We start from the raw sequence: 16213 nt of genomic DNA, 5'->3' as shown, positions 1-16213 counted from the left end.
GCCTGTCCTAATTGTAGCCTCGCGCGGTGCGGAAGGCGGTGGCGAGATCCGAACCACCGTCGAACACGCGCGCCGAGGTCAGCTTGGCGAGACTGTCGAGCTGGGTCTTGTCGGCATCGCCGAATGTGATGCCGAAAATCGGCACATGCGGCTCCATCGCGTTCCATTCTCTGGTGAAGGCCTGGCTTTGATCATCGGACTTGCCGTCGGTCATGATGACGATGGCAGGCAGATAAGTCGAGAGCTTGTCGGTTCGGGCAATCTGCTGCAGAGCCCGTTCGGCGCAGGCATACATGTTCGTGCCGCCATTCGCCTTCTGCCGGGAAATCTCGTTCAGCAGCCCTTCCTGCTCCAGCGGGTTTCCACTCGCCATGAAGGTGTTGCGCACGCTGCCGTCGAAGGGAATGACGATGATCTGATCAGCGGGCGACCATTGCACCAGCACCTTGCTCGCTTCGTCTGGCGTCAACAGGAAACGCATCGCCTTCTGCAGCTGGTCCTCGCCGTCCCCCTGCATCGAGCCGGAAAAATCGAGGCAGAGCGCGGTCAGGGACGGTTTGCGCAGCACGGCCTGATAAAGGTTGAGCGCCTGGCGGATGACGCCCGCCTCCGGCATGCGGATCGCCGTCACCAGCCGGGCGGGATCGAAGTTCCAGCTCGGCTCCGGCTTTGCGGCAACGCCGGTCAAGGGAATGCGCCGGCCGGTATCGGCAATGCGCTGCTGCACGGGGGCCGAGCTCAGATAGGCGAGCAGATCGTTGAAGAAGGTCTGGACTTCCGGCCCGCGGCCATGATCGACGAAACCGATAGGCGAATCCGCCATGGCCACACCATCGGCCGGATAGATCGCGTAAAGCGGTTCCTGCGACAGGGCGGCGAGCTTGTCGTTGGTTTCCTTCAGCACCGCCTCGTAATTCCACATCGCATCATAGATCGTGCCCTTGCCGGCGGATTCGACATAGAGATCGGCAAGCCAGCCGGAAGAGCCGGAAGAGCGCACGACACCTGACAGCAGCGACCGGACGCTCTCCTGGACGTGTTTGTCGTCGAGATCGCCGGGCTCGATCACCGGCTTGTTGCCGAGCGCGCTCGACAGCATGGCAAGATAGGCGCTGGCGCCCGAATTGGATTGCGTCGCCGAGGTCATCAGGAACTTCAGCGACCCGCTCTCGACCGCAGCGAGAATGTCCTTCATGAAGACGTCCTTGCCGATCCAGCCGAGCTGCTCAGCCTTCGACCTGCGCACGCCCAAGACCACCGGCGTCTGGGCGATCGAGGTCAGGCTCTTGACGCGGCGCTTGGTGTCGAACATGTCGACCCAGACGCTGGAGGCCGGCCAGACCGCATCCTGCGCGACGCCCTGGTCACTCTGCAGAGCCAGACCGATATCGAGCGTGCCTTCATATTTGAAGGTGCAGGTGGCGTTCTTCTGCTTGCAGAATTCTTCGACGATCGGCTGCAGAACGGTGTTCTCCGATCCCGATACGATCGAGAAATCCGGCCCCTGGCCAAAGGGATTGCAGCCGGCAAGGGGCAGAGCGGCAAGAAGTGCCAGGCCTGAAAGCAGTGCTCGCATCGTCATCTTGCCGATCACGCTTGGGTCATCGCCTTCTTGAGTTCGATCGTCATCTGCTCCATCTGCTGTTCGGCGAGCGCCCGCTTGCGGCGTCCCTCCTCCTGAACCTGCAGCACGCCTGATATCGTATCGATCAGATCCCTGTTCGCCTTGGCGAGCGTGTCGATATCGACGATGCCGCGCTGCGACTGCTGCTCGATTGATATCGCCTGGTCCTTCATCATCTCGGACGCCTGGCGGATCATGTCGTTGGTGGCGTCGGTCACCGCCTTCTGCAGGTCGAGCGCCGATTTCTGCCGCGTCAAGCCGAGCAGGATCACCATCTTCTGCTTCCAGGCCGGCACCGTCAGCGCCGAAGTCGCCTGCAGATTCTCGATCAGCGTCTCATCGCCCGCCTGAACGATGCGGATCTGCGGCAATTGCTGGATGCCGAGTTGACGGGCCTGCTGCAGGTAGAAGACCCGCTTTTCCAGCCGGTCGAGCGCCTGCAGGCTGTCCTGATAGGTCTGCGCCTCCAGCATGCCGCCGCCGGGGCCGGTCGCCGCCGCCTCGGCTTGCGCCTTCAGCCTCGGCAGATCGACGCTGCGGAAACGCTCGGCGAAAGTCTTGCCGGCCTGAACATAGGCCTCGAGCCGCATGATCGATTGCCTGGTTTCCTCATGCAGGTCGTCGAGCAGCGCAATGTCGCGCCTCAGCGTATCCTTATGGCGGTCGAGCTCCAGGCCGATCCGGTCGATCTGACCGGCCACGTCTTCGAACTCCGCCTTGAAGCGTTCGAGCCTGGCCTTGGCCGAGAGAAACATGCGACTGAGGAAACCCTTATCCTTCAGCGATGCCGGATCGAGGCTTTTCGATTTGAGGATGATGTCGGTCAGCAGGCGGCCGACATCGCCGAGGTCCTTGTTGCGGACTTCGCGCAGGATCCTGTCGGCATAATCGCTGACCGCCTGCTGGGCGCGGTCGCCATAGACCGAGATGCCGGCACGGTCGGTGATGTTGATGCTATCGGAAATGCGGGCAATTTCCGCCGGATCGGCGACAACAACCGGCAGGGCGGCATTCTGAACAGTCGCGAGATCGGTGTCGGCCATGGTTCGGGCTTTCAAGCTTGCGATGCGTAATGGTCTACGCAGTCCAGCAGATAGACGTCGTCGCAATGGCTTGGCCACCAGGATCGCACCGACCCGAAAAGCAGGACGACAGACGGCGACTCAGTCATCGCTGATCGCCGAACCATAGTGAATTTTATGATACAGTTTTATGACAGGCGAGAGCCCGTCGCCTACTTGCAAACCTCGGCTTTGCGGTCGAGCAGCTCCAGCTTGGCAAGCTTGCCGGTCAGGACGAAATCACCGTAATCCATCGTCAGGTCGCGGGTAATGCCGTTCTCATAGAGCTTGAAGGACATGCGGTAGACCGGCAACGCATCCGATTTCGCACTCTCGTTGAAATAGGCGATCGTCACCGGCCAGAAGGCGGTCTTGGAAAAGGCGCCGGCGTTGCCGGCATCGGCTTCCTCGGCGATCGGCGTCTCCTGCTTGCCGACGATCGTCGTCGTCGCCAGCGACTTGTCGCCGTCGTCCGAACCGTCGAAGACGCGCGCTTCGAAGAAGCGCTTGCCGTCCTTGGCGTGCTGGATCACATCGAGCATATGTTCCGTGGGAAAGCGGCTTTCAGCGAGCTGTAGCTCGCGGCTCGCCGGCTGCTTGAGATCGACCTTGACGCCATCCGGCTGGTCCTGAGCCGCACCGTTGACCTCTTTATCGAGCTGCTCGTCGGTGAAGGATTTGGTGTCGAAGGTGAACTTGCCGTCCTTCAAATTCTCGAAGGTCTTCGTCTGCTGGTCGCTGACACGCACGCTGTCGCCGGTGTCGATCTGCGTCACGAAACGGAAATTGGTGGTGAAGCCCTGGCAATAGCTGCCGTCGAACTCATAGACCATGCGACCGTACATGCCGGCGATGCCGGAGCGGTCCGAGGCGTCCTTCAGTTCCAGATCGTAGACCGCGCGATGGGCGACGAGGCCGGTCGCGATCGCAGCGCTCACCGCGGGCGCAGCCGCCCATGCATTGGCGGAAACGCTGGCGAGAAGCAGAGCGACAAGACTCGATCGGAACATCTATTAACTCCTGTTGGACTCGGTCGCCATGTTATAAGAAGGCTTTCGGCCAAATCGAGGCTCGAAACTGTCATATTGAAGAATCTAGTCTTGATGCATAATTTTTGAAGAATTGACAACAAAAGCGGAGACGAAAATGCCCGATGAAATTGCGGCTCGCCTGATTGAGATGGGGATAACCCTTCCCGAAGCCGCAGCACCTGCTGCAAATTACGTTCCCTATGTCATCAGCGGCAATCTTCTCTACATCTCCGGCCAGCTGCCGCTCGAAGGCGGCAAGGTCGCTGTCTCGGGCCATCTCGGCACGACAGTCGACGTTGCAACGGGTCAGCGCGGCGCCGAACTCTGCGCCATCAACATCCTTGCCCAGGCAAAGGCCGCACTTGGCGGCGATCTCGGCCGTATCCGGCGCGTCATCAAGCTGAACGGCTTCGTCGCCTCGGCGCCTGACTTCGTCGAGCAGCATCTGGTCATCAACGGCGCTTCGAACCTGATTGCCGGCGTGCTTGGCGAAGCCGGCAAACATGCGCGTGCCGCCGTCGGCATGGCGGCCCTGCCGCTGAATGCCGCCGTCGAGATAGACGCTATCATGGAAATCGCAGAATGACCAATGTTGCCTGGATCAGGGAACTGCCGGTCGCCCATCGCGGCTATCACGACCTCAACACGCATGTCTGGGAAAACACGCTTTCGGCCTTCTCGCGCGCCGTCGAAGCGGGCTTTGCGATCGAATGCGACCTGCATTATGCCTCCGACGCCGTACCGGTCATCTTTCACGACGAGGATATGCAGCGCCTGTGCAATCTCAACGGCGACATCCGCGAGCGCACCTCCAGGGAACTCGGACTGATCGCCGTTGGCGGCACGAGCGACAAGGTGCCGACGCTGCGCCAGCTCCTCGATCTCGTCGAAGGCAAGGTGCCGTTGGTGCTGGAACTCAAGGGGCGCGAGGCCGATGACGAAGGTTTCGCCGAAGCTGTGCTCGAGGTCCTCGAAGGCTATGAGGGCAAGGTGGCGCTGATGAGCTTCGACCACTGGCTGCTGCGCGACCTGAAGGCGCTTGGCTCACCCTACCCGCTCGGGCTGACCGCCAACGGCAACACGCCGGAAGAGTTCAAGACGCATGCGAAGGCGATGGAGATCGGTCTCGATTTCATCTCCTATTATTATGACGACCTGCCGAATGCCTTCATCACCGGCGAACGCGAAAAGGGCATTCCCGTCATCACCTGGACGGTGCGTGACGAACAGGCGCGCCGACGCACATTCGCCAATGCAGACCAGATGACCTTCGAAGGCTTCGATCCGCGTATGACTGCCTGACGCTCGCTTTTTGGCCAAGATCATGCGCAGACTGCTGCATAGCTCCTTAAATCGGATCGATTTGAGGATAAAATTATGCAGCAACTCAAAGTGTTACAGCGTCCGTTGCGCGTCTGAAAAGACGCGCGGCGCTGTAAGGCAGAGCCGAGACCATCCTCCCACAGGCTTCGCATTTGTCCCATGACTGATGAATTATCCATTCGCGTCGAACGCTCCTTCACCGCGATTTCCCCGGAGAGTTGGTCCAGGCTTTCCGGGGCGTCGAAGACCTGCGCTGCGATTTCCTACAACCCTTTCGTTTCGCACGCCTTTTTATCGTCGCTGGAAGAATCCGGCTCGGCCGACGCAGAGACGGGATGGCTCGGCCACCATCTGCTGCTCGAGACCGATCGCGGCGAACTGATCGGCGCTCTGCCCGGCTATCTCAAGAACCACAGCCAGGGCGAATATGTCTTCGACCATGGCTGGGCCGACGCATTCGAGCGGGCCGGCGGGCGCTATTATCCCAAACTTCAGTGCTCGATCCCGTTCACCCCGGCGACAGGCCCGCGGCTTCTTGTCGCCGAGGGGCTGCAGCGGCTGCCGATCCAGAGCGCGATCGCCGAAAGCCTGAAGGAGGTGGTGCGCCGGCTCGGCATCTCCTCGGCCCATATCACCTTCGTGCCGGACGAAGAGATCGGCGTCTTCGAGATGGACGGCTATCTGCACCGCACCGACCAGCAATTCCATTTCATCAATGACGGCTATGCCAATCACGAGGATTTTCTCGAAACGCTTGCCTCGCGCAAACGCAAGGCGTTGCGCAAAGAGCGCCGCGCCGCACTTGAAAACGGTATCAGCATCGACTGGCTGACCGGCCGCGACCTGACGGAACGCATCTGGGACCAGTTCTTCAAGTTTTACATGGATACCGGCGGGCGTAAGTGGGGCCGGCCCTACCTCACTCGTAAGTTCTATTCGCTGATCGGCGAGCGCATGGCAGATGATATCCTGCTCGTCATGGCCAAGCGCGACGGGCGCTATATCGCCGGCGCGATCAATTTCATCGGCGGTGATACGCTCTACGGCCGTCACTGGGGCTGCATCGAGGATCATCCCTTCCTGCATTTCGAGGTCTGCTATCACCAGGCGATCGACTTCGCCCTTTCGAAAGGGCTTAAAAGGGTCGAGGCCGGAGCGCAGGGCGAACATAAGCTTGCCCGCGGTTACCTGCCGGTGACGACGCACTCCGCCCATTATGTCGCGCATGCCGGCCTTCGCCGGGCGATCGGCGACTATCTCGCCCGCGAGCGCGCCGATGTCGAACAGATGAGCGAGTTGCTGAGCGAGCACAGTCCTTTCCGCAAGGGCGAGCGTCAGCAGGAGGATTGACGCCGCCGCACCGGCCGCGTTACCCGGTCAACGCATAATTCCCTAAATCGGAATCGATTTAGGCTTAAAATTATGCAGTAATTCAAAGTGCTTCAGCGTCCCTTGCGCGTTTGAAAACGACGCACGCCCTGTGAAAACGAGGAGATTTCGCGATGACCAGCCCGGCCGCTTACGACGACAACAACATCTTCGCCAAGATCCTCCGCGGCGAAATCCCCTCGCACCGGGTTTACGAGGACGAGCATACCATTGCCTTCATGGACGTGATGCCGCAGGCGCCGGGCCACGTGCTCGTCCTTCCGAAGGCGGCGTCGCGCAATATTCTCGATGCCGATCCAGCCACCCTCACCCATGCGATATCAGTCGTCCAGAAGGTCGCCAAGGCACTCAAGGAGGTTTTTGACGCCGACGGCGTGTTCATTGCCCAGTTCAACGAACCGGCGGCCGGGCAAACGGTATTCCATCTGCATTTCCACGTCATCCCGCGCCACGAGGGCGTCGCCCTCAAGCCGCATTCCGGCAAGATGGAGGATGGCGCCGTGCTTGCCGCCAATGCCGAAAAGATCAGGGCAGCGCTGACGTAAGGTCAACACCTCTCGATTTGAGGGAATTCATCCAGACAATTATTTGGAACAAGATCATGATCCGCCATACTGTCGCGTTCCGCCTGAAGCACGAAGCCGGCTCGGCTGAAGAAACGTCGTTTCTCGCCGACGCGCTGGTGCTTGCCAAGATCCCGAGCGTGCGGAGCTTCGAGCAGCTTCGGCAGACGAGTCCAAAAAACGATTTTACCTTCGGCTTTTCGATGGAATTCGACGATCAGGCTGGCTACGACACGTACAACCTCCATCCCCTGCATGTCGCCTTCGTGCGCGACCGCTGGGTGCCCGAGGTCGCCGACTTTCTCGAGATCGACTACACCAGGCTCTGATCCGGAAACGAAAAAGGCCGCGGGTGACGCGGCCTTTTCCAATTCGATGACGGTATCTTACTTCTTGCGTGGAACCTTCGGAACCGCGCTTCCCTTCTTCGGGGCGTCGCGGACCTCAGGCTCGGCCTGCGGCACCGCCTTGGCGCGGGTCTTGCGGGCCGCCTTCGTCTTCAGCTCGCCGTCATCCCCATCCTCGGCTTCGGGATGCACGACCTCGGCTTCGGGCTTCGGCTTGATCGGCGCCGTTTCCGAGATGGCTTCGAGCACGATGCCGGGCTTGCCGTCTTCCTTCGGGCCGACGGTGACATTGACGACGCCGCCCTTCTTCAGCTTGCCGAAGAGGATCTCGTTGGCAAGCGGCTTCTTGATCGTATCCTGAATGACGCGAGCAAGCGGGCGGGCGCCCATCTTCTCGTCGTAACCCTTTTCCGCCAGCCAGGCGATCGCATCCTCGTGCAGGTCGAAGGTGACGTTCCTTTCGGAAAGCTGGGCCTCCAGCTGCATGATGAACTTCTGTACGACCTTGTGGATGACGGCCGTCGGCAACGCCGCGAAAGGAATGATCGCGTCGAGACGGTTGCGGAACTCCGGCGTGAACAGACGGGTCAGCGCCTCTTCGTCCTCGCCGGTGCGCTTGGACGAGCCGAAGCCGATCGCCGCCTTGGCCATCTCCGAAGCACCCGCATTGGTCGTCATGATCAGGATGACGTTGCGGAAGTCGATCTTCTTGCCGTTGTGGTCGGTCAGCGTGCCGTGGTCCATGACCTGCAAGAGGATATTGTAGATGTCGGGATGCGCCTTTTCGATTTCGTCGAGCAGGACCACGCAATGCGGGTGCTGGTCGACGCCATCAGTCAGAAGACCGCCCTGGTCGAAGCCGACATAGCCGGGAGGTGCGCCGAGCAGACGCGAAACCGTGTGCCGCTCCATATATTCCGACATGTCGAAGCGCAGGAGTTCGACGCCGAGCGACGATGCCAGCTGCTTTGCCACCTCGGTCTTGCCGACGCCGGTCGGACCGGAGAAGACATAGGCGCCGATCGGCTTGTTCGGCTCGCGAAGACCGGCACGCGCCAGCTTGATCGAGGTCGAAAGGGCTTCGATCGCGATATCCTGGCCGTAGACCACCGAACGCAATTCCTGCTCGAGATTGGCGAGCACCGCTTCGTCGTCCTTCGACACGGTCTTCGGCGGAATGCGCGCCATCGTGGCGACCGTTGCCTCGATCTCCTTTTCGGTGATCAGCTTGCGGCGCTTAGACGGCGGCAACAGCATCTGGGCCGCACCGGTTTCGTCGATCACGTCGATCGCCTTGTCGGGCAGCTTGCGGTCGGAGATGTAGCGGGCCGACAATTCGACGGCCGACTTGATGGCGTCGTTCGAATAACGCAGGTGATGATATTCTTCGAAATAGGGCTTCAGGCCCTTCATGATCTCGATTGCATCATCGATCGACGGTTCGCTGACGTCGATCTTCTGGAAACGACGAACCAGCGCACGGTCCTTCTCGAAGAACTGGCGGTATTCCTTATAGGTGGTCGAACCGATGCAGCGAATCGCGCCCGATGACAGGGCCGGCTTCAGCAGGTTCGATGCATCCATCGCGCCGCCCGAGGTGGCGCCGGCGCCGATCACCGTGTGGATCTCGTCGATGAAGAGCACGGCGCCCGGATATTCTTCCAGTTCCTTGACGACCTGCTTCAGGCGCTCCTCGAAATCGCCACGGTAGCGCGTGCCGGCGAGCAGCGTGCCCATGTCGAGCGAGAAGATCGTCGCATCTGCGAGCGCTTCGGGAACCTTGCCTTCGACGATGCGCTTGGCAAGGCCTTCGGCGATCGCCGTCTTGCCGACGCCGGGATCACCGACATAGAGCGGATTGTTCTTCGAACGGCGGCACAGGATCTGGATCGTGCGGCTGACCTCGGCGTGACGGCCGATCAGCGGATCGATCTTGCCGCCCTTGGCCTTCTCGTTGAGATTGACGCAATAGGCCTTGAGCGCATCCTGCTGCTTCTTGGGGCCGCCCTCTTCCTCGCCGCCGCGCGCCGTCGGCTTGCTGCTTTCGGCTTCGTCCTCGGCGCCGCGCGGGGGACGCACATCCGAAGCGCCCGGCCGCTTGCCGATGCCGTGGGAGATATAGTTGACGGCATCGTAGCGGGTCATCTCCTGCTCCTGCAGGAAATAGGCGGCATGGCTTTCGCGCTCGGCGAAGATGGCGACGAGCACGTTGGCGCCGGTCACCTCCTCGCGGCCGGACGATTGCACGTGGATGACGGCACGCTGGATGACACGCTGGAAGCCGGAGGTCGGCTTCGAATCCTCGTCATAACCGGTAATCAGGTTGGAAAGTTCGTTATCGACATATTCGACGAGCGTCTTGCGCAACGCGTCGAGATCGACATTGCAGGCACCCATGACCGCGGCCGCATCGGCATCGTCGATCAGGGCGAGCAGCAGATGCTCGAGCGTCGCATATTCGTGGTGCCGCTCGTTGGCAAAGGTCAGTGCCTGATGGAGCGCCTTCTCTAAACTAGGCGAAAATGTTGGCACGTTCAGATCCTCACTTCTTTTCCATGACGCATTGCAGCGGATGCTGGTGTTGCCGGGCGAAGTCCATCACCTGGCTGACCTTCGTTTCCGCTACCTCGTATGTGAATATTCCGCATTCGCCGACGCCGTGGTTATGGACATGGAGCATGATGCGGGTGGCACTTTCACGATCCTTCTGAAAAAAACGCTCCAGAATATGGATGACGAATTCCATGGGAGTGTAGTCGTCATTCAAAAGCAGCACACGATAAAGATTGGGCTTCTTGGTCTTCGGCTTGGTGCGTGTGATGACCGAGGTTCGATTTGCGTTGTCCCCGTTCCTTTCGCTGTCGTTCTGCATCCGGATCGGCTTTGCGATCATTGTCATTCATTCCTCAAGCAATCCGGCGGAGCATGGGAGGGTGCTTTTCCCGCCGAATATCTGAAACACTAACTTAGTTCATAATAGGCTGATTTTAAGCCCCCTGTCAGACACTGCAATCAAGAAATGGCCGGCATGCACGGGAAAGACCAAAAAAGTCCCTGGCCGATCCCATGCGGGCGCTGCAGCGAAAGCGGAAACAAAAAGACCGGCCACAGATGCGTAGCCGGTCCTCGTTTTTCAATATGTAGCGCAGGTTGCGCCGTCAAAATCAGGTCATGCGGCAGCAGGCGTCGCCGAAGCGACCGACTTGGGGGTTTTGCCGACGGCAGCGGCGATCGGCGCTTCATAGGGCTTGTAGGCTGATTTGGCGAGATCGGCATACATCTCACTGAGCTTCGTCGTCTCGGAGACAAAGCCTTCAAAATACGCCTTGACGTAGTTTGTCTGCAGCTCGAAAGCGGCCTCGAAGCTCTTGACGCCGGCCAGCGTTTCGAAATGCGTCACCGCGTCCTGAAAGGATTTCTTCGAATATTCCGTGGCTTCAGAGGCGATCGCCTGAAAACCTTTGGTCGTGTCGGAATAGGTTTTCAGGGCCGTGTCGACGGCTTCCTTGCTCTTCTTGTTAGCATCGTCAAAGTTGAACATGAGCCATCCTCCGTTGGGCTGTTGGTGGCGGCAGGGTAGCTGCAATGCACAAATAGTCAAGTAGTCTTGTGCATTGCAAAACATCCCGTAGTTGCATTACAATTATATAACAAAGCCCGCGCGCCGGGGCACGTACGTCTTTAATTGATTTTGCTAAAATATATCAGAATGCCGCAACCGGAAGTTTTGAATAAATTCTCGTTCCGAAACGAAAAAACGAAAAAAGGACCGAACGGATCGCGCCATTCGGTCCTTTTGAAGCTTTCGAGCGCGATCAGAGATCGACGTCGAGGATCGCCATCGAAAAGTTGTAGGAGCGGTCGCCGTCCTCGTCATCGATATAGACGACACCCAGAAATTCTTCGCCGAGATAGACTTCCGCAGAATCATCCTTGCGCGGACGCGCCTTGACGATCATCTGTGGGTTGAACATGCGCTTGAAATAGGCGTCGAGCTTCTTGATTTCTTCTGGCTTCACTCTGTCATCTCCGTAAGCGGTCTTGATTGGCCGCTTCTTGCACAGGAAATGCAGCGGTGTAAAGGCAAGGTTGCCGTTTACTCATGGCCCTCCCCGCTCGGATCCCGCCGACTTTTCCTATCCTTGTTTCCAATGGGCGCTCAGATATCGGCGCCGATCACCTGGTCCATGTTGCGCGACGGCTCGGAACAACCGGCCTCACCGACGACCTTGGCCGGCACGCCCGCCACCGTCTTTTTGGGTGGCACCGCCTTCAACACGACGGAGCCGGCGGCGACGCGTGAGCAGTAGCCGATCTCGATATTGCCGAGGATCTTCGCACCGGCGCCGATCATGACGCCGGAGCCGATCTTCGGATGGCGGTCGGCGCCTTCCTTGCCGGTGCCGCCGAGTGTGACGCCGTGCAGGATCGAGACGTTGTCGCCGATGACGGCCGTCTCGCCGACGACGAGGCCGGTGGCGTGATCGAGGAATATGCCCTTGCCGATACGGGCGGCCGGGTTGATGTCGGTCTGGAAGACGCTGGAGGAGCGGCTCTGCAGATAGAGCGCGAAATCACGCCGGCCGCGGTTCAGCAGCCAATGAGCGAGACGATGTGTCTGCAGCGCGTGGAAGCCTTTGAAATAAAGCACCGCCTCCATGAAGCGCAGGCAGGCGGGATCGCGGTCATAGATCGCCTGGATATCGACGCGCAGGATGGAGCTCCAGTCCGGCCAGTCGAGGAGCATTTCCTCGAAGGTCTGGCGAAGCAGGTTCGCCTGCATGTCGGGGTGATCGAGACGTTCGCAGATGCGGTGGATGACGCATTCCTCGAGCGAACGGTAGTTGATCACGGTCGAATAAAGGAAGGCGGCGAGAACCGGGTCCCGTTCGGCGGCGAGCCGGGCTTCCTCGCGCAAGCTGTCCCAGATGGGATCCATCACCTTCACCGGATGGCCTGTGTCAAAAGCACGAATGTCAGTCTTTGCGACCATCGCCGCTCTCCTCGTTGCCGGAAGGAATGCCGTTTCGGAATGCCAATATATAGAGGAAAACGCCAATAACATAAATGGGTGCCGTCGCCGTGGTTTTTTAGTATGGCTTTTCGGCATCACGATGTTGTCAGCGATGGGCGACCTTTGCGTAGAAGGCCAGAACCGCCCGCTTGAAAACCCTATCGCCGACAGCGAGCATATGATCGCGGCCGGGAATATCGAGCGCTTCGGCATTTTGCATCAGCGCCGCCAATTCCTGCGGCGAGCCGGCGATATCATCCTTGGTGCCGACGCCGATCAGCGTCGGCATGTCCAGCTTGGCCATATCGGAGCGGGCGACGAGATCGCGCGAGCCGCGTATACAATCGGCAAGGGCGACGCGGTCGCTCTTCGTCTGCTCGGCGAAGGCGCGGAACATGCGGCCGCGGGCATGCGTCACCGCCTCCAGCGAGGGAGCCAGCAGCGCATCGGCAATCGGGTCCCAGTCACCGACGCCGTCGGTCATGCCGATGCCGAGGCCGCCGAGCACCAGCGAACGGACGCGATGCGGATTGGCAAGCGCGGCAAAGACGGAGATGCGGGCGCCCATCGAATAGCCCATGACATTGGCTTCGGGGATGCCGAGATGATCCAGCAAGGCGATCGCATCGCCGGCCATGACCCAGGGACGATAGGCTTCGGCATCGTGCGGCTTGTCGCTTGCCCCGTGGCCGCGATTGTCGATGGCGATCACCCGGTAGCCGGCATCGCCGAGCGTCTTCAGCCAGCCCGGGTGCACCCAGTTGACGTTTGCGGTCGAGGCAAAACCATGGATCAACAAGACGGGGACGCCGGCCGGATCGCCCTCATCGAAGAAGGCAAGCTGCAATCCATCATGGGTGAAGCTCGAAAATGTAGGCATATTCAGGTTCATCGGGCCTTCCTTTTTGGCGCGACCATAATCGAGCGGCCTTTCATCGTGAAGCCAAAAACTGTGGCTAAAAACTGTGCCCGGCGCGGCGGTTTGGCTCTACACATTTGCGGCGAAGGCTTATAAGGTTCGCGCACATTTCAAAGCATTCGGAGAGCGACATGGCCGGCCACAACATTCCCCACTTCCAGAACGACGGCGGTCACCGCGTTATCGAAGTCGGCGTCAAGGAATTCATGTGCACCGGCGCTTCGGCTCCCTTCGATCATCCGCATATCTTCATCGACATGGGCGACGACAACGAGAAGGTCTGTTCCTACTGCTCGACGCTCTATCGCTTCAATTCCGCGCTCAAGCCCAGCCAGACCAATCCGGCCGGTTGCGTTTTCCACGTGAAGGCGGCGTAACCCGTCCAGATCCGGATCGGGCGGACAATGCCGGTCGAACATGCCGCCATCATCGGCGCCGGGATATCAGGGCTGACAGCTGCCCTTGCGCTTTCGCGCCGGGGCATCAGTTCGGAGATCTTCGAGCAGGCGGGCGAACTCACCGACATCGGCGCCGGATTGCAGGTTTCGCCAAACGCTTCCCGCATCCTTGCCGAACTCGGTATCCTTGAAGGACTGACAAAGGTCTGGCTCGAGCCGGACGCGATCCGCCTGATATCGGGCGGATCGCTGCGCCAGCTCGCAGCGGTGCCGGCCGGCAAATTCGCGCGGGAACGCTGGGGCGCTCCCTATGGCGTCCTGCACCGCACCACATTGCAGAAAGCCCTTTTGGCTGCGGTTGCGGCCGATCCGCTCTGCCGGCTTCACCTCGGCGTGCGGATGGACTTGACCCTACCGCCTTTCGAGCGGGCGGCCGATGTTGTGATCGGCGCCGACGGCGTCTGGTCGAAGCTCCGGCAATCCATTCCGGGCAGCCCCTCGCCGCGCTTTTCCGGTAATATCGCCTACCGTTTTACGATTGCCGAAACGGAGGCGCCCGGATTCCTCGACCGGGCAAGCGTTTCGGCTTTTCTCGGCGGTTCGGCCCATCTCGTCTGCTATCCGCTGAGGGAGACCGGCAGCTTCAACATGGTGGCGATCACCGCCGGCAATATCGCGCCGCAGGCCTGGCAAAGCGAGCCGACGGCCGAGCAACGGGCGCAGTTGCGGGCGCGCCTTTCCGGCTGGAACACCGCGATCGTCTCGCTGCTCGACAGACATAGGAAGCTGACGTTCTGGCCGCTGTTCGAAACCACCGCGGGTTCCTGGCAGGACGGCCGAAAGACGGTTCTGATCGGCGACGCCGCGCATGCAATGATGCCTTTTGCCGGACAGGGAGCGGCGATGGCGATCGAAGATGCCTACGAACTGGCCGCGTTTCTTTCGAACCGTCCCGTGGCGGAAGCGCTGGCGCGGTTCGAAAGACATCGGGCGCCGCGCATTGCGAAGCTTCGCCAGCGTGGCGCCTTCAACCGGTTCGCCTATCATGCGAAAGGGCCGATCCGGATCGGCCGCGATCTCGTGCTCGGCCTCAAGCCGCCGCTAAGCCTCGCGGCAGATCTCGATTGGATCTACGGCTATCGGGCTGTCGATCTGCCTTGAGGCGCCGCAAGCGACGATGAGCGTGCCTGATCAGACCGCGCTTGCCGCCGCAAAACCCCGTTCGATATCGGCCTTCAGGTCGGCCACGTCCTCGATGCCGATCTGCAGGCGGATGACCGGACCGTCCGTCGGCGCCTTGGCGACCTTGCGATCGTTGAGATAGGCATGCAAGGCGAGGCTTTCAAAGCCACCCCAGGAATAGCCGAGACCAAAAATCCTGAGCGCGTCGAGGAAGGCATGCGCCTTTGCTCTGGACTTTTCGGGACCGTCGGCGGCAAGCACGAAGGAAAAGATGCCGCTGGCGCCTTTGAAATCGCGCTTCCAGAGATGGTGAGAGGGGAAACTCGGCAGGGCCGGATGCAGCACGCGGGCGACGTCGTCCCTGCCCTCCAGCCATTTCGCGATATCAAGCGCGCTTTCATAGTGGCGCTCGAGGCGCAGGCCCATGGTGCGTAATCCGCGCAGGATCTGGTATGCATCATCGGGTGCGCCGCAGATGCCGAGCACACCGTTTGCTTCCTTCAGCCGCTCCCAGTGCTCGGCATTGGCCGAAACCGTTCCGAGCAGGATATCCGAATGACCGGACGGATACTTCGTCGATGCGTGGATCGAGATGTCGACGCCGTGATCGAGCGGCCTGAAATAGACCGGCGTCGCCCAGGTATTGTCCATCATGACGACGGCGCCATGGCGGTGCGCAACTGCGGAGATCGCCGGAATATCCTGCATTTCAAAAGTGTTGGAGCCCGGAGCCTCGGTGTGGACGAGCTTCGTATTCGGCCGGAACAGCGTCTCGATGCCGGCACCGATCTCCGGGTCGTAATATTCCACCTCGACGCCGAGGCGCTTCAGCATCGTGTCGCAGAAATGGCGCGTCGGGCCATAAACCGAATCGACCACCAGCGCATGATCGCCGGCAGCGACGAAACCCAGGAATGGTATAGTGACGGCGGCAAGGCCCGAGGGCACGAGGATCGTGCCGGCCGAGCCTTCGAGTGCGTCGATCGCCTCGCAGAGCGCATCCGTCGTCGGTGTGCCCCGCGTTCCGTAAGTGTATTTCTGCGTGCGCGTCTCCATCGCCCGCGCATTCGGAAACAGCACCGTCGAGGCATGCACGACGGGCGGATTGATGAAGCCGTGATAGTCGAAGGGGTCGTTGCCGATATGGGTCAGGCGAGTGTTGATGCCGGCATTCTGCAGCAAGCTGTCTTTGTCTTTCATGTCGGGGATAGCCTTTGCGAAGGTCGCGAAACCAGACTTTTGGACGCCCCGCCGTTTCCGGTCAACCCCTTGAAGATCGGTTGAGGTGACGATCCGAAATCATGGAAATTTCGATTTTCGCGTTATTTTTCCGCAACCGGACGCCTATTTCCTAATCAACCG

17 protein-coding genes are annotated in these 16213 nt (G+C 60.2%); 7 read left to right on the top strand and 10 right to left on the bottom strand.

Features of this window, described 5'->3' with window-relative positions; all coding sequences use genetic code 11:
- Positions 1-7: 7 nt before the first annotated feature.
- From V8P77_RS06890 to V8P77_RS06880, 3 genes are all read right to left on the bottom strand, one after another.
- Positions 8-1576, bottom strand: coding sequence for a substrate-binding domain-containing protein (locus V8P77_RS06890; RefSeq protein ID WP_335911537.1), 1569 nt, complete (start codon positions 1574-1576; stop codon positions 8-10).
- A 14-nt stretch (positions 1577-1590) separates the two neighbouring features.
- On the bottom strand, positions 1591-2667 hold the full coding sequence (locus V8P77_RS06885) for a toxic anion resistance protein (protein ID WP_131622544.1): 1077 nt from the start codon (positions 2665-2667) through the stop codon (positions 1591-1593).
- 191 nt (positions 2668-2858) lie between these two features.
- Positions 2859-3695 carry a cell envelope integrity EipB family protein gene (locus V8P77_RS06880; protein ID WP_129420777.1) on the bottom strand — a complete coding sequence of 279 codons (837 nt, stop codon included), beginning with the start codon at positions 3693-3695 and terminating at the stop codon, positions 2859-2861.
- Between the two features lie 136 nt (positions 3696-3831).
- On the opposite strand from V8P77_RS06880, the gene V8P77_RS06875 reads away from it, so the two are divergent.
- From V8P77_RS06875 to V8P77_RS06855, 5 genes are all read left to right on the top strand, one after another.
- Positions 3832-4302 carry a RidA family protein gene (locus V8P77_RS06875; protein WP_017960272.1) on the top strand — a complete coding sequence of 157 codons (471 nt, stop codon included), beginning with the start codon at positions 3832-3834 and terminating at the stop codon, positions 4300-4302.
- Positions 4299-5018 carry a glycerophosphodiester phosphodiesterase gene (locus tag V8P77_RS06870; protein ID WP_335911365.1) on the top strand — a complete coding sequence of 240 codons (720 nt, stop codon included), beginning with the start codon at positions 4299-4301 and terminating at the stop codon, positions 5016-5018. Before V8P77_RS06875 ends, V8P77_RS06870 begins: the two co-directional genes overlap by 4 nt.
- Before the next feature lie 180 nt (positions 5019-5198).
- Positions 5199-6389 carry a GNAT family N-acetyltransferase gene (locus V8P77_RS06865; protein ID WP_335911364.1) on the top strand — a complete coding sequence of 397 codons (1191 nt, stop codon included), beginning with the start codon at positions 5199-5201 and terminating at the stop codon, positions 6387-6389.
- A gap of 152 nt (positions 6390-6541) precedes the next feature.
- Entirely contained in the window at positions 6542-6973 is a 432-nt protein-coding gene (locus tag V8P77_RS06860; protein ID WP_335911363.1) for an HIT family protein, read from the top strand.
- Positions 6974-7029: 56 nt separating this feature from the next.
- A complete protein-coding gene (locus V8P77_RS06855) occupies positions 7030-7320 on the top strand; it encodes a Dabb family protein (RefSeq protein WP_335911362.1) in 291 nt (96 codons plus the stop codon).
- A gap of 57 nt (positions 7321-7377) precedes the next feature.
- Here the strand turns inward: V8P77_RS06855 and clpA are convergent, their stop codons facing one another.
- The 6 genes from clpA to V8P77_RS06825 all read right to left on the bottom strand — a co-directional run bounded on the left by clpA (position 7378) and on the right by V8P77_RS06825 (position 13244).
- Positions 7378-9870 carry an ATP-dependent Clp protease ATP-binding subunit ClpA gene (gene clpA, locus V8P77_RS06850; protein ID WP_335911361.1) on the bottom strand — a complete coding sequence of 831 codons (2493 nt, stop codon included), beginning with the start codon at positions 9868-9870 and terminating at the stop codon, positions 7378-7380.
- Between the two features lie 10 nt (positions 9871-9880).
- Positions 9881-10231: an ATP-dependent Clp protease adapter ClpS gene (gene clpS / locus V8P77_RS06845; protein WP_017988219.1), complete on the bottom strand. Its 351-nt coding sequence runs from the start codon at positions 10229-10231 to the stop codon at positions 9881-9883.
- Between the two features lie 276 nt (positions 10232-10507).
- The gene (locus V8P77_RS06840; protein WP_264421316.1) at positions 10508-10879 is read right to left on the bottom strand and encodes a phasin family protein; all 372 of its coding nucleotides are present in this window, start codon (positions 10877-10879) and stop codon (positions 10508-10510) included.
- A 274-nt stretch (positions 10880-11153) separates the two neighbouring features.
- Entirely contained in the window at positions 11154-11357 is a 204-nt protein-coding gene (locus V8P77_RS06835) for a DUF3126 family protein (protein WP_003539277.1), read from the bottom strand.
- Positions 11358-11497: 140 nt separating this feature from the next.
- Positions 11498-12331, bottom strand: coding sequence for a serine O-acetyltransferase (gene cysE / locus V8P77_RS06830; protein WP_335911360.1), 834 nt, complete (start codon positions 12329-12331; stop codon positions 11498-11500).
- A 127-nt stretch (positions 12332-12458) separates the two neighbouring features.
- Positions 12459-13244 carry an alpha/beta fold hydrolase gene (locus V8P77_RS06825; protein ID WP_335911359.1) on the bottom strand — a complete coding sequence of 262 codons (786 nt, stop codon included), beginning with the start codon at positions 13242-13244 and terminating at the stop codon, positions 12459-12461.
- A 158-nt stretch (positions 13245-13402) separates the two neighbouring features.
- Between V8P77_RS06825 and V8P77_RS06820 the strand changes: the two genes are divergently transcribed.
- Positions 13403-13648 carry a zinc-finger domain-containing protein gene (locus V8P77_RS06820; RefSeq protein WP_003539274.1) on the top strand — a complete coding sequence of 82 codons (246 nt, stop codon included), beginning with the start codon at positions 13403-13405 and terminating at the stop codon, positions 13646-13648.
- Between the two features lie 27 nt (positions 13649-13675).
- The gene (locus V8P77_RS06815; RefSeq protein WP_335911358.1) at positions 13676-14830 is read left to right on the top strand and encodes an FAD-dependent monooxygenase; all 1155 of its coding nucleotides are present in this window, start codon (positions 13676-13678) and stop codon (positions 14828-14830) included.
- Between the two features lie 30 nt (positions 14831-14860).
- Here the strand turns inward: V8P77_RS06815 and V8P77_RS06810 are convergent, their stop codons facing one another.
- The gene (locus tag V8P77_RS06810) at positions 14861-16051 is read right to left on the bottom strand and encodes a cystathionine beta-lyase (RefSeq protein WP_335911357.1); all 1191 of its coding nucleotides are present in this window, start codon (positions 16049-16051) and stop codon (positions 14861-14863) included.
- Positions 16052-16213 lie beyond the last annotated feature (162 nt).

Origin of the sequence: Rhizobium aouanii (genome assembly GCF_037002925.1) — a bacterium.
Classification (GTDB): domain Bacteria; phylum Pseudomonadota; class Alphaproteobacteria; order Rhizobiales; family Rhizobiaceae; genus Rhizobium; species Rhizobium aouanii.
The sequence above is the reverse complement of the archived record's forward strand: the minus strand, read 5'-3'. Positions and strand labels throughout refer to the sequence as shown.